Origin of the sequence: Maribacter corallii, from assembly GCF_047345415.1 — a bacterium.
In the GTDB taxonomy this organism is placed as follows: Bacteria; Bacteroidota; Bacteroidia; order Flavobacteriales; family Flavobacteriaceae; genus Maribacter_C.
Map to the genome: position 1 here is coordinate 702,588 of NZ_JBLFEP010000002.1, position 15,319 is coordinate 717,906.

The 15,319-nt window shown below is 43.7% G+C and carries 7 protein-coding genes; 1 reads left to right on the plus strand and 6 read right to left on the minus strand.

All coding sequences use genetic code 11. From position 1 onward, the window contains the following. The 3 genes from ACKWCA_RS08330 to ACKWCA_RS08340 all read right to left on the minus strand — a co-directional run bounded on the left by ACKWCA_RS08330 (position 1) and on the right by ACKWCA_RS08340 (position 11,129). A complete protein-coding gene (locus ACKWCA_RS08330; protein ID WP_413977716.1) occupies positions 1-7,650 on the minus strand; it encodes a BspA family leucine-rich repeat surface protein in 7,650 nt (2,549 codons plus the stop codon). Positions 7,651-7,771: 121 nt separating this feature from the next. After that, positions 7,772-9,391 (minus strand): tetratricopeptide repeat protein, encoded by a 1,620-nt coding sequence (locus tag ACKWCA_RS08335; RefSeq protein WP_413977717.1) that lies wholly within the window; start codon positions 9,389-9,391, stop codon positions 7,772-7,774. Between the two features lie 133 nt (positions 9,392-9,524). Then, positions 9,525-11,129 carry a M1 family metallopeptidase gene (locus ACKWCA_RS08340; protein ID WP_413977718.1) on the minus strand — a complete coding sequence of 535 codons (1,605 nt, stop codon included), beginning with the start codon at positions 11,127-11,129 and terminating at the stop codon, positions 9,525-9,527. Positions 11,130-11,238: 109 nt separating this feature from the next. Between ACKWCA_RS08340 and ACKWCA_RS08345 the strand changes: the two genes are divergently transcribed. After that, entirely contained in the window at positions 11,239-12,129 is an 891-nt protein-coding gene (locus ACKWCA_RS08345) for a hypothetical protein (RefSeq protein WP_413977719.1), read from the plus strand. 42 nt (positions 12,130-12,171) lie between these two features. On the opposite strand, the gene ACKWCA_RS08350 is transcribed toward ACKWCA_RS08345, so the two are convergent. From ACKWCA_RS08350 to ACKWCA_RS08360, 3 genes are all read right to left on the minus strand, one after another. Beyond that, positions 12,172-12,702, minus strand: a complete 531-nt coding sequence (locus ACKWCA_RS08350; protein WP_413977720.1) for a hypothetical protein — start codon at positions 12,700-12,702, stop codon at positions 12,172-12,174. A 90-nt stretch (positions 12,703-12,792) separates the two neighbouring features. Then, the gene (gene argH, locus ACKWCA_RS08355; RefSeq protein WP_413977721.1) at positions 12,793-14,073 is read right to left on the minus strand and encodes an argininosuccinate lyase; all 1,281 of its coding nucleotides are present in this window, start codon (positions 14,071-14,073) and stop codon (positions 12,793-12,795) included. Between the two features lie 178 nt (positions 14,074-14,251). Then, entirely contained in the window at positions 14,252-15,319 is a 1,068-nt protein-coding gene (locus tag ACKWCA_RS08360) for a M20 family metallo-hydrolase (RefSeq protein ID WP_413977722.1), read from the minus strand.

A 15,319-nucleotide genomic window follows, 5' to 3' on the forward strand; every position in this document is an offset into this window, starting at 1 on the left:
TTAGCGCTTGATTACTACGTATCCTTTGGTTTTCTTTAAAATGGTCTCCCCTTCAATTTGAATATCGAAGAAGTAGGTGCCCGACGGCAGTTTGCCTGCACCCATTTTAGTCTTGAGATTCGCATCGCCACGGAATACTGCAGCGCTGTTGTCGTAATTCTCTATGCTAAAAACCGCGTCGCCCCAGCGGTTATAGATAATCACTATATTTTCAGGGTAATACTCGATGTTTTCAATATGCCAGTATTCATTGATACCGTCACCATCAGGCGAGAAACCGTATTTGGTATTGTCTTCGGGAACCAGAGTAGTAAACGATTGTTCTTCACATTGCGTCGCATCCCCTGCACTATTATAGGGAACGATACTCACAAATATTTCCGTGTCAAAAGGAAACTCGCTATTATGATTGTAGCTTGTGGTCAAACCAAGGTCGAGATTATCAACAATATCAGTACCCCCAAGACTCGTTCCTATGGAAATACGATAGCCATCTGTTTTTTCGACTTCGGTCCAACTGATACCGCTGTCAAGCGGCACATCGATTTCGGCATTGAACGGGCTATTGAGAACGGCACATTCGGGTGCGATGATTTCCGTTTCAAAACTGTTGGAAGTACATCCAATCGCATCACCGGAAGTATTGTACGGTGTAACGGTCACATAAATGAGACTTTCAGAAGGAAGGTCTTCCGCAAAGGTATAGTTTGTCAATGAGGCCACATCTTCGTCGTTAACGATATCCGCACCATTTGGCGAGGTACCTACCGAAATGCGATATCCATCGGCATCAAAGCTGGCATCCCATGAAATATCGGTAGCGACGGAAACTTGAGTAGCATTGTTTATAGGTGAAGCCAAGTTTGTACAATTCGGAAGCGGTCTGATGGTAAAGCTTTCCGGAACACATCCGATAGCATCACCAACTTCGTTGTAGGGCACTATTGTGACCGTTACGACTTCTCCTTGGTCGAAGTCATTTGGAAACACATAGGTGGTGCCGGCAAAGTCAAAATCTGTGATATTATTGATGGTAGTGTTGCTTCCGCTGATCGTCAGCTTATAGCCATCGGCATCTGGAATCTCGGTCCAAGTGATTTCGTTCACATCGGCAATAACGGCATCATTTACAGGTGTAGTAAGGGTCGTACACATGGGAACGGATTCAATAGTGAAACTCGTTGGGCTACACCCGATGGCATCCCCGATATCATTATAGGCTACAATGGTCACTTCTACATTTTCACCTTGCTCAAAATCATTCGGTAGATCAATAGTTGTACCAGTGACATCGAAGGTTTGATTATTTCCCGTACTCACACTTGCGTTTACGGTAACCCTGTATCCATTGGCATCGCTTACGGCATTCCAGTTCAGGTCGGTTTCGACAGGTACACCGACTGCACCGTTGGTCGGCGCGATGAGGGTAGTACAGTTCGGAACCGGTTTTATGGCAAAGCTCTCATCTGCGCAGCTTAGAGCATCTCCCACTTCATTGTAAGGAATAATAGTCACCGTAACTATTTCGCCCTGCTCGAAATCATCGGGGAAATTATAGGTATTCCCGGAGGTAATGAGCACATCGGTAATGTTGTTCGCAGTACTGGTACTGCCGTTGACACTTAATCGATACCCTGTAGCATCGCTTACCGTGGTCCATGATATATCGGTATCCACTGCGACGTCAACGGCTCCGTCGCCAGGAATAATCAAGCTATTACATGAGGGTACTGCCCTAATGCTTATGTTTTCCGCGGAACATCCAAAGGCATCGCCTTGGATATTATAAGGCACCAAGGTTACGGCTACCGTTTCTCCTTGTTCAAAATCGTTGGTGAAGGTATAGGTCGTGCCCGATGGAATATCCAGGTCGGTGACATTGTTGGCCGTGCTGCTACCTCCGACGACGGTCAGTTTGTATCCGTCCGCCCCGGTACTCGCATTCCATTCAATCGTCGGCCGAAGCCCAAGATCGGTCGTAGCACTGGAAAGACTGGTGCATGGCGGTACAGGTGGGGGTACAATGGTGAAACTTTCGGAAGCGCAACCGGGGGCAGTCCCCAAATTGTTCCTTGGGATAATGGTTACGGCCACGACATCCCCAAGCTCAAAATCATTTGAAAAGGAATAACTGGTGCCCGAAGTGACGACAAAGGTTCCGTCATTAGCAGTACTACCGGACGCCGCAATCGTAATCTCATAACTATCGGCAGTTGCACTGGCATTCCAGGTAATACTCGGCACATCGATTGCAACATTGGTCTCTAGGTTCGCTGGTGAGACCAAGGTAGTGCAGGAAGGTGGTCCTTCGGTAGTGAAGCTTTCCTCGGTACATCCTGTTGCATCTCCGTTGCCATTATAAGCGGTAATATTGACATAAATGGTCGCGTTTTCGGGTAAATCGGCTACAAAATCATGAGTGGTCATAGTTCCGACGTCGCCAGAGAAAATGTCGGTTCCTCCAGAGGAAGTTCCCACGGTAAGGCGATACCCATCTGCGGTGCCCGATCCGTTCCAACTCAGATTGGTGTCAACGGCAATATTCGTCGATCCGTTGATCGGCGCGCTTAAGAGCGTGCATGATGGGGGGCTGGTAGAATCCCCTGTTCTAAAGGTTTCTTCGGTACAGTTTATTGCGTCGCCCTCGTCATTATAGGGAATAATGGTTACATAGTATAATCTACTTTCCAAAAGATCGACAGGGATATCATAGGTGGTCATGTTACCCACGTCAACATTGTTGACAACCTCTATACCTCCTGATGTGGTACCCACTACAACAAGATAGCCCGTGGCATTTGCAACCGCCGTCCAACTCAAATTGGTGTCGATGGCAATATCGGTAGCATTGTCCACTGGTGTGGTCAGGTTGGTACATATTGGAGGTACCGGAATCAATTCGGTATGGAAACGTTCTTCGGTACACAAAGAGGCATCCCCCTGGTCGTTATATGCGGTTATGGCAACAAAAATATCGCTGTCTTCAGGAAGGTCGGTGGCAAAGTCGTAAGTAATTACGTTTCCAACATCCACATCATCTAGAATATCATTACCTCCTGTAGTCGTACCCACGGTCAATCGGTACCCATCGGCATTTGAAATCGGGTTCCAGTTGAGGTCAGTAGTGACAAGCACGTTGGTCGCATTATGTAAGGGGTCGGTTAAAGAGGTACAATCAGGGGTGGTTGCTGGATCACCGGAAATTGTGAAACTCTCTTGGATGCATGACCCAGGATCACCTTCATCATTAAAGGGGGTCAACCTTACATAAACTGTATCACCGGTATTAAAATCAACGGCGAATTCATAGAAGGTTTCATCGTTAATGGTTTCGTTATTGACAATATCACTTCCCCCTGGTGTGGTTCCAACAGTCAAACGATATCCTCGCGCATATTGCACGGCCTCCCAGGTAATATTGGTGTTCACCGGCACATCGGTCGCTCCATCTAAAGGTGAAACCAATTGGGTGCAGACCGGAATGGGACAATCTCGAACGTCTAGACTAAAAGTCCACCCGAACGTATCTATCATTGATTGTCGTTCTTCAAGGGCATCACAGTAGGGGAGTCCTTCTGCACCTAAATTAATACCACTAATGGGGGTTTGTTCGGACCAAGCAATAAGGGTATTGTCATAATTCTCCCTGGTCAATGCCGTGTTGTCGAGCATATCGGTCATGTTAGAGATGCCACTGATATTCCAATCCCCTAAATATTGATTCAGGGCGGAGGCATTTTGAAAGGCCGATTGCATGCTTACGTTACCCAGGTCCCATTGATCCAAAGGCTGATTGAAGGTGCTGGCATTTTGGAACATGCCATCCATATTGTTTACGCCGGATACACGCCAGTTGTTTACCGATTGATTGAAGGTTGTCGCCCCAGCAAACATCTCTTCCATGGTATCGGCGCCCCTTACATTCCACGCATTAATATCCTGATTAAAGGAAGTAGCGTCCTTGAACATTTTTTCCATAGTGGTTACCGAAGCGGTGTTCCAAGAACCGAGTGGTTGGTTGAAAGAAGTCGCCTCTTCGAACATCGATTCCATTGTGGTGACGAAGGAGGTGTTCCAGGAGTCGATGGCTTGATCGAATAAAGAAGCACCATTGAACATTTCTTGCATCGTAAGTACTTCCCCGGTATTCCAATTCTGCATGGACTGATTGAAAGCGACAGCATCTTTGAACATCGATTCCATATTGGTGACCGAACCGACATTCCAATTACCGACTTGACCATTGAATGCTGAAGCCTCTTCGAACATAGAATTCATTAGGGTTACAGAGGAAACGTCCCAAGAATTCAAGGGTTGATTAAATACTATTGCATCTTCGAACATTGAGGCCATATTGGCAACGGCACTGACATTCCAAGCGTTTAGGGGTTGATCGAAAACTTCCGCTCCTTGAAACATGGAAGACATATTGACCACTGAATTTACATCCCAATTGTTCATGGGTTGGTTATAGCCTTCCGCCCTATTGAACATTGAATTCATGTCGATGACGCTGGTGACATTCCAGTCATTGATGTTCTGATCAAAAGTTTCGGCATACGCGAACATCGAGGCCATATTGGTTACCAAGGATACATTCCAGTTGTTCAAAGGTCGATCAAAGGCCAAAGCATTTCGAAACATATTACCCATGTTGGTTACTTGGGAGACGTTCCATTGATTTAGGGGTTGGTCAAACACTTCTGCGTAACTGAACATGGCGAACATGTTAGTGACGTTACCTACATCCCAGCTGTCTATGGGTTGATTAAAGGCGGATGCCCTGTTGAACATTTCATTCATGTCGGCAACTTCACTTACATTCCAATTATCAAGGGGTTGGTTGAACTCTCTAGTGTTCGCGAACATTTGATACATGTTGGTTACCTTGCTTACGTCCCAGCCGTCAATAGGCTGATCGAATAGATAGGCAGTATTGAACATGCGCGAAGTATTGGTCACATTGCTCGTATTCCAGTTTCCAATGGGTTGATCGAATTCCTCACAGGCAAAAAACATTCCCGACATATTTTCGACATTACCAACGTTCCATTGGTCTAGCGGTTGGTTAAAAACCCTGGCTGCGATGAGCATATAACTCATATTGGTCACATTACTTACATCCCAACCGTTCATATTGCCGTTGAACAGGCGGCAACCGGCAAACATGCTGGCCATATTAGATACGTTGGTCAGGTCAGGTACGTCCGTGGCATTGTACTCCATATTTTCACAGTAGTAGAATGCTCTTTCCATAGACTGCCATTCTTGTGTACCCCACTGGTCTATGGAGATGAGTTTGTAGTTGTCCGTATGTGAGTAATCATGGTAGGGCGCAGGAAAGTTGCCGATAATGGATACCGTATAGACCCCTGGTGCTAAATAGGTATGTGTAATGTCACCTGTAACATGGTTGTCAAATTGATCATCGCCCCAATCAATGGAGTAATCATAAGGAAGATAGGCCGGGTATCCGGTATTTGCTTCGATTTTCAACTGATTTGCAGGGGTGGTATCAGAATCCACCAAGCTGGTGTCATAAGTGAGTTTAAACGCATCAGGACTATTCACCCAAGAAGGTACTACAATAAAGCTTTCCTCGGTACACCCGGTCGCACGCTCATTACTGCTATTATAGGGCACAATGGTCACGAAAACTTCGTCGCCGGGCTCTAGCAGATCATCACCGGCCAAATTTTCAAGGTCGAGTCCTACCGTATTGCCACCAGGAACATCATGGTCATTAAATGGAATGGATTCAACACCTCCTCGAATAATTCTAACGGTGACATAATACCCTGTGGCATTTGGGGTTTGGGCCCAGGTAAGGTTGGCACTGGCCGGTACGTTGGTATCCCCATCAACAGGGGAAACGAGATTGGTACATAGTACGAAGCTACAATTGACAATATCTCCGGTAATAGTCCAATTTGAGTTGTCAATGAGGTTCTGTCTTGCATTTAGACCATCACAATAGTTTAAGTTCGTTGCTCCAAGGTTTACATTGTTTTGAACGGTCTGTGCCTCCCAAGCAATTAAGACATTATCATAATTTGCTTGTGATAAACCTGAATTGGAAAGCATGTCGGTCATATTCGTGACATTACCAATGTTCCAAGTAGCTAAGTTTTGGTCAAAGGCACTTGCATTTTGAAACAGATTGCCCATGTTCGAAACGGCGGCTGTATTCCAACTGTTCAAGGGCTGATCGAAGACCGGGTTTAGGGCGAACATACCCCTCATTGTAGTCACTTGTTCGACGTTCCAACCATTAAGCGGTTGGTTGAAAACCAAAGCTCCGTAGAACATGAGGCTCATATCCGTTACATTTCCTACGTTCCAGCCACTGATATCTTGATTGAACACCTCGGCGTTTTGAAACATCGCACTCATGTTGGTCACATTGTCGACGTTCCATCCGGTGATGTCTTGGTTGAAAACTGGGGCTCTCTCGAACATATGGGCCATACTGGTCACGTTGTTTACGACCCAATTATCTAAGGTTTGATTGAAATCCCTCGTATATCGGAACATGTAGCTCATATCGGTTACATTGGAAACATCCCATCCATTTAAGGGTTGATTGAAGGGCGTGTTTGATGAAGGCCATCCATCGAACATTCCTTGCATGTTCGTCACGGCACTCACATTCCACGCGTTTACCGGCCTGTTAAAATTGGGCATTCTTGCGAGCATATAGCTCATATCAGTAACCTTGGAAACATTCCATGCCTCAATGGGTTGGTCGAATTGGGCTTGATAGAACATGCGCGACATATTGGTCACATTGCTCACGTTCCAATTGGCGATCGGATGATTGAATGCGCTTCCGGCGAGCATTTCCGACATGTCCGTAACATTATCGACCACCCAGTTGTTCAAAGGTTGATTATAGCTACCCGTATATCTAAAAGTACCGATCATGTTGGTCACGTTGGACACATTCCAACTATTGATATTTTGATTGAACCTACTGGCTTCTGAAAAGAGATATTCCATTGTTGTAACGGCCGAAGTATTCCAATTATCCAGCGGTTCGTTGAATCGCCCTGCCCTATGAAAAGTATGTGACATGTCAGTAATTGCAGACGTATCCCATGTATCCAAAGGCCGGTTAAAAGTTGATGCTTCCTCAAAAAGTCCTGATATATCGGTTATGGAGCTTACGTCCCAACCATTCATAATACCATTAAAGGATGTTGCTTTTCTGAACATGTTCTTTAAAGAGGTCACCTGTGAAAGATCCGGCGCCCCAATGGCATCGAAGTTGACATTTTCACAGCCGTGAAAGGCATCTTCCATCGTTTGCCACTGAATGGTACCCCAATCCAAAATCTCAATGATTTTATTTCTATCACCACCATCGTTGAAGTGGATTGCAGGGAAGGTGCCACTGATCATAATGGTATAGGTGCCCGGAGCGGCATAGGTATGTGTGATGTTGCCGGTTTGATTCGTATCCGATGTACCATCTCCCCAATCAACGTTATAATTATACGTGTAAGCCGAGTTGATAGGAATGGTGATCTGATTGAGGGCTGAAGAGCCCGTACTTGTATTGGAGGTATCCCAAATCGAGTTAAATGATTGAGCGAAAACACTTGTACCTAAAAATAAGAGTACAAAAAAAGATAGCAGTTTTTGGGTCATGGTTGGTGTAGGTTATGAGACTTGAGCTTTTATAACGAGGTCAAGTACCATAGATTGTGTTAAAAGAGTACCATTCTAACGAGTGGAACCCTTTTTAGGAAGTACATGGAAGGCTGTGAAACTAGATTTTGCTGCGGAATTCTGAAGGGGTTTGGCCGGTATGCTTTTTAAAAACGCGGAAAAATGAGGTCTTGCTTTTAAAGCCTGAATCAAAGGCAATCGCAATTAACTTGACGTCTTTGTAGTTGATACTTTTCATCAATTTTTGTGCTTCGATTACCCGATAGGAATTCATGAAGTTATAGAAGTTCTGTTCGAAACTATAGTGCAATACTTCAGAAAAATGATGGGTGCTGATTCCGATTTGCCCGGCCAGGTCAGACTGATTGAGGTTCGGATTAAGATAGGGTTTCTCCGATTCCATAAAGTCGAGGATTTTCTTTTTGAATTCCTGTCTGGTGCTAGGGGTAAGTGAAGAGTTTTTATAAGGTGTTACCTGACTGTTTTCTTCAGGTTCTTTGCCTGATGATATGTTCACAGCTCCATTTTTATCCTCATTGAGGGTTTGTTGGAGACCTATATATTGTGCCCTTAACTTGGTTGTTTCGATTTCGATGGCCTTTTTTCTTTTGATAAAGAAAAACAACAGTCCGGTTAAGACAAGAAATAGCATTGTTCCTCCAATGAGTATTTGCTTTCTTTTATTTGAAAAAGCCAAAAGTTGTTGGTTGTTTTGGCTCAGTTTCTCGTCTTTTAGTACAATGTCTTTTTTTAGATCGGCATTTGAGGCCTCTTTTTTATCTTGTAAATACCTGTCTCGCAAGAGTGCATATTCTTTTTGAGCGGTATGGGATGCCTTGAAGTCCTTTTTTTGTTCATGTACCCTTGCCAGATATTCTTGGCCATACATTTCAATCTCCAAAAGCCCTTTATCTTGGGCCAGATTAACGCAGCCTTTTAAATAGTCCAAAGCAGTGTCGAGCTCGTCAACATGGTAGTTCGCAATACCCATGTTGAGCAATAGCCAACCTCTTTTTTTGGTGGGCTTCTTAGATATGGGTAATTTCAAGGCTTCCTTTCCCATTTCCAGGGCCTTGTCATATTCTTTGATGTTCAGGTAGACATCGATAATGCTATTGAAGGAAGATGCCAAAGTAATCTCATTTTTGGTTTCCTCCCCAAGAAATTTCGCCCTATTGGCATATTCCAAGGTCTTTTCATAGTTTTTCAATTCATGGTAGTTATTGGCTAATCCTATCAGTGCGGCTGCCTTTACATGGTCCGAGTTTTCGGTACGCTCCGCCACAGCGAGCACTTTTTCCATGGTCGCTATCGCCTTGTCGTAAGAACCGATATTGTTATAGGTGTTGCCCATATTGACCAATACTACCGTTTTGGACCGAAAATCTTCTGGAATTTTTTCACATTGTGCTAGCGCTTCATGATACAATTCAATGGATTTTAACCTAGAACTACGATTATTGTGAAAAACAGCCTGGTTCACCAGGGCCAAGACATGCATTTTGGTCAGTCCGTTTGCTTTTGCAACCAATAGTAGCGAATCACTGTAGGCCTTATGCAACTGGTAATCGCCATTGGCATAGTGTTGCTGAAGTAATTTTAGGTAGTGTTCCGCTAGTTTGTTGCTGGAAAGATCAATCGTGCTGTCATTGGTTATCTGGGCCGATGTGGCTTGCAACGAAAAAAACAGACAAACGAAGAATAGAATCGGTTTGGTCATTTGTATAGGGGAATTAGGTAAAATTAAAGAAACAATCGTTTGAATACAAAAGTCGATTGTTTGACACCCATTTTCTTCCCTGTAAACCGTGAAAATCAAACAGAAGAGCCAACCCCCTCATTCTTAAAAATCATTATTTTTTATGCTCCCTGAATAGAAGCCAAAGATTTGGATCGAGTTGCATAGAGGAGGGCTTTGAACTTACTTCTATTTCAAAAGTGGATGATTTACCGTTCATTTGAACGGTTGAAATGGCGGATTTCCCATTTTCATTGATTTCGACTTCAAGTGGAAAATCGAATATATGGTGTTCTTGTGTTTGCTCTAGGTTTAAAAAGACCTTTCCTTTTTCATAGGTCCAATCCCATTTGAGTTCTGGATAGCCTTTGGTGAAGATCCATTGTTTGAAAAAGCGGTCAAGATTTTTTCCGGATACTTTCTCCATCACACTTCTGAAATCAACCGTCATGGCATTTGAGTTTCGAAATTGCTTATAGTATGCGCGTATGCCGCTCCAGAAGGTGTCATCGCCGAGTTGGTGGCGTAGCATGTTCAATACCCAGCCTCCTTTTTGGTAGGTGTTGGTGCTTAATACTTTCATAGGGTCGGTAATGCTAGGGTCGACAATGGGCGACGGATTTTTTTCGTAATAGGCGATGATTTGGTCTCGGTCTAGCGCGAGTTCCTCTAGGCGTTTATCATTGCCGTACACACTTTCTTGATATAGAATGGCAAAGTAGGTGGCAAACCCTTCGCTGAGCCAAACGTGGTTCCAGTCGTTTTCGGAGGCCGAATTGCCAAACCATTGGTGTGCGATTTCGTGGGCGATGAGGCCTTCGACCTCATTTTTTCCGGTTACGGAATTTTCAAAATAAGCTATGGTACCTGCATTCTCTAAACCACCCCATTGGGTCTTGGCCTGCATATTGGCCAGCTTGGCATACGAATAGGGTCCAATGCGGTCAATGAAGTATTCCATAACCTTGGTGGCCACACCATAATCGGAAAAACCATCCAATCGATTTTCCGGATATACCCAGGCTGAAATGGGAATGCCCTCCACTTCTCCCAAAAGTCTATTGGCAAATTTGGTTACCCCAATGGTCACTACTTTCATGGCCACCGGTGCAGGTTCTTTATAAACCGTAAGTTTGTACCCATTGTCTAAATTGCTCTCTTCTATTTTTTTTCCTGTAGCGACCACATCATAGTGATCGGGTGCCGTAATGTGAAATTCTACACTGGCTTTATCGGACGGATGATCCACAGACGGCAACCAGTGTCTTGCAAGATTGGGCCAATTGTCACCAAAGAAAGAACGCTCGCCAAATTTTGTGGTATCGATGACCAAACCCCGTTCTGGAATACCCTGGTATTTGATCGTATATGTTCTCTGTTTTGAAGGCCCGGGAGATGGAATGATTTTGATTTTATTCCCGGCAAACGTATACGCTACTTTGACCGAATCTTCGAAAACCCCTTTCAGGGTCATTCCAAATGTTTCCGATTTTGCGATGAGGTCAAGGGCGAATTCGTTGACTTCATTTTTGAAATCAACCGTTAGTTCCGCTTCACCATCAATGGTATTACTTTGGTCGCTTAACTTGAGGTCAAAGACATAGGCCTGCACATCAGCTGAACTGTTTCGTTGATAGGTGTCTTGAGCTATTGTGGCTAAGGGAGACATAAGTACTGTGAACACCATAAATTTGAGACAAGCACTAGTTAAGTTTTTCATTTTTCCCGTTGTATATGGATTAAGAACTCATAAATCTACTTCGAATATACTTTATATGGCGAGATTTGCGTTGGATGCACGGGGTAATAGCTTTAAAAGATAGCCCAACATGACTAAAACAAGCTTGATTTTACTGGTTTTCACCTTTTTTTTCGGAATAGTCGGCGCTTATGTGATGTACTTCTCAAGTGTTGGTGCGGATGGATTGAGCAATTTCATCCCGCTTGTTTTTGTGGGAGTTCTCTTTGTCTGCTTTTTACTTGCGTTCATACTAAGTCTATTTTTGAATCAAAGCCCGTCTGGAAGGAAAAAATGGCTTTTAGGAGGTATCATCGCCCTCCCAATTTTAGGGTTACTATCGGTAGTAGGAGTGTTTGGGTATTTTACATTCGACTATAATTCGAGATATGCCACTCAAGTTGAGGAAAGTAAATCGGTTTTGGAGACCCTTAGATTTGAGGATAAGGATTTTGGTGTGGCATTCACGCATATTTCCGGTAGGGTGAGTACCTTCGAAAATGGCATGCCGATTCCAACGGGTATTACACCTGAAGTCCAAAACGGAATGCTGGTCGTTCCCTCAGACAACGAGACCTATCTAGAACCGGATGTGCTTATCAGCCTTGAGATACCTTCGACTAAAAAAGTATCTGGGTTTTTAGAGGACTTGAAAAAGAAGCTAGAACTTACTGATATTGGATTTGAGGAGGTTTCTTTGAAATCCTTCCCGAGATTGCCTTCTTCTACCGAGCTTTGGGTAGCCCAAGAACCGCAAGTTTCTTATCAAGACCGCCTAAAATTAGTAACCCATTTTTTGCCCGAACGAACTGACTTTCCTGATCTTATTTATTTTATAAAATCCCAAGAAAGGCCTGAACGGCTATGGGTTTTAGTGGTGTCAGGAAAAGTATTCAGCGCCCCGGCGTCCGTGGAAAAATTAAGTACTACGAACTTTGAAGATAGAAATCTCTGGTTTCACACACTTCGCTTTGTCCAATAGAATCCGATTCGCTCAAGAAGCAATTATTGCTTTGTTTTAAGATCAATAACGTTTGACTTCAATACCGTTATCTTCGGCATAGGCCATAGCAATAATCATAAGCTTTTCATGTAGCGATTCCAATTTAGGCACGTTTTCGTCATCAAATTGTTCCATCAAGGCCGCGATTTCGGCTTTTGGAGCTTGACGATCGATCAATTTGGCGATTTCAATATAGTCGGTTTCGTACTTTTTTTTGGCAAAATCATAGACCTCGAGAGAAGCTTCTATCATCGCCTCGGTGTCTTCGGTCGGCTTGAGGTCCTTCACTTTTTTAATATCTTTCTCGATATCCGGTAACAAGAAATTGAGAATGTGTTCTTCAACGCTGCTGGTCTTTTCTAATTCTTCATTCTTGATGGTAAAGAGCATGTCGCCATCTTTTTCGGCTATCATTCTTTTGAGTCGTGCACTACCAAAGTCTCTTAATTTGTTCGTGTTTAGCGTTGTTCTGTCAAAGTAGTTCTCTGGGGTGTCAAAGGAGCAAGATGAAATCGCGATTAAGGCCGTAAAAAGAAGAAGTATTTTTCTCATGAATCTAATATCAAAGATTTTCATGACAAAGATGAACAAATTACAGAAGAGTGATTTCACGGTTTTCCGTGAAATTTGGTCTATACTACACTAGAATAATAAGGCCATCTTCTTTTTGATTTCTTCCAGGCACAAATTCCCCAAACTACCCTCATGTGAATGTTTGATATTTCGTTTCGGACTAAAGGTGCCTGCTTGAATTTCCTGACCCATTTGTTTGTAGGCATCTCGAAATGGCATGCCCTCTTGTACCAGTTCGTTTAGGGTGTCTACACTAAATAGATAATCATATTTCGGATCCTCAATGATGTTTTCATTGACCCTAATTTCCCTCAAGCTGAACGTAAGTATTTCCAAACAGGCTTTCATATCTTGAATTGCAGGAACTATGATTTCTTTCACCAATTGCAGATCGCGATGGTATCCGCTAGGAAGGTTATTGATCACCAGTGTCAATTGATTCGGTACGGCCTGTAGTTTGTTGCATTTGGCACGGATCAACTCAAAAACATCCGGATTCTTTTTGTGTGGCATAATGCTCGAGCCCGTGGTCAACTCATCTGGAAACGAGATGAAATCGAAATTCTGGCTCATATACAAACAAATATCCATGGACAGTTTTGAAAGGGTAGCGGCAATATTAGCTATACCAAAGGCCGTCGCTTTTTCAACTTTTCCACGACTCATTTGAGCAGCGACCACATTGAATTTCATGGTTTCGAAACCCATTTCCTCGGTGGTATGACTTCTGTCGATCGGAAAGGAACTTCCATAACCTGCTGCACTCCCCAGTGGATTTTGATCAGCTACCTTATAGGCCGCCTCGATAAAGTATAGGTCATCGATCAGACTCTCGGCATAAGCCGAAAACCACAATCCGAAAGACGAGGGCATGGCGATTTGTAAATGGGTATACCCGGGTAACAGCACTCTTTTGTATTTATCCGCTAAATTCAGTAATAAGTCGAACAGTGTTTTCGTCTGCGCTTTGATTTCAGTGAGTTCGTCTTTTAGGTAGAGATGCATGGCGACAAGTACTTGGTCGTTTCGGGAGCGAGCGGTATGTATTTTTTTTCCGGTATCGCCCAAAGCCAAAGTCAATTGAAATTCGATCTTGGAGTGCATGTCCTCGAAATTATCTTCGATAGTGAATGTGCCCTCCTCGGCCTTTGCGATCATTTTGTCCAATTCGACAACCAAGGCTTCTGTTTCCTCAGTCGTCAATAATCCGATCTTACCCAACATTTTTGCATGAGCCTTCGAGGCGATGATGTCATATTTTGCCAAATGCAAATCGAGCTCACGATCATTGCCGACCGTAAAAAGGTCTATTTTTTTATCTGTGCTGAATCCTTTATCCCAGAGTTTCATAAGTTCAATTTCAATTTCAAACTCAAATACAAATACAAGGGTTTTGAGCTTGTGTTTGAGTATTGCGTTTGTGTTTATTTTTCATCTCGTCGCACCAATGTGGACTATCGTTTTCAAGTTCAAGTATCAAATGCAAATACAGAGGTTTTGAGTTTGACTTTGAATCTTGTGTTTGTATTTATTTTTTTAAAAACCCCTCCAATAGTTGAATATACAGATCGATGCCTTCCTCGATTTCGTGCACGTAAATATACTCATCTGCGGAATGTGATCGCCTACTATCTCCAGGTCCTAGTTTTAAAGACTGACAAGTCAAGGCTGCCTGATCGGAGAGGGTAGGTGAACCATAGGTTTTGCGGCCTAATGCGATACCTGATTGTACCAAAGGATGGTCTTTGTCTATTCTGGAAGAGTTTAATTTTAGTCCGCGTTCTTGCAGTTCGCAAGGGGCTTCCGATTTTAATAAGTCGGCTATCTCTTGGTTGGAATACGCATCATTGACCCTTACATCAATAACCAATTCCACCTGTGATGGTACTACATTATGTTGACTCCCGGCTTTGATTTGGGTCACGGTCATTTTTACCTCACCGAGTGCCTCAGAGGTCTTATCGAAACGGTACTGCTTGAACCATTCCAAGACTGCTATGGTATTGTAAATGGCATTGTCGTCGTTCGGATGTGCCGCATGTGAAGGGGTTCCCTTGACTACAGCATCAAAAACAATGAGTCCTTTTTCGGCAATGGCCAGATCCATTAGGGTCGGTTCGCCTACAATGGCTACGTCGATTTTAGGAAGGTGGGGCAGTAATCCCCTTAGGCTATTTTTTCCGGCGTTCTCCTCTTCCATAGAAGCCACCATTAGAATATTATGGCTGAGGTCTTCCCTGTCATAAAAATGCGTGAAAGTCGCGAGTAGAGAAACCAAACAGCCCCCAGCATCATTGCTGCCCAGACCATAGAGTCTTCCCTCTTCGATATGTGGATGAAAGGGGTCTTTGGTATAGGCTTGGTTGGGTTTGACTGTGTCATGATGTGAGTTGAGCAAAAGCGTGGGCTTGGTATTGCTCCAGTACTTATTTTTGGCGAAGACGTTGTTCTGCATCCGTTCAAACGGAATGTCAAAGCTTTTGAGCCAGTCTTGAATCGCGTCGGCGGTCTGGTCTTCTTCGGAGGAAAAAGATTGTATTGAAATCAATTGTTTCAGGAGTTGTAAGGCCTTTTCCGTTCGCTCGTTCTGTGTCAT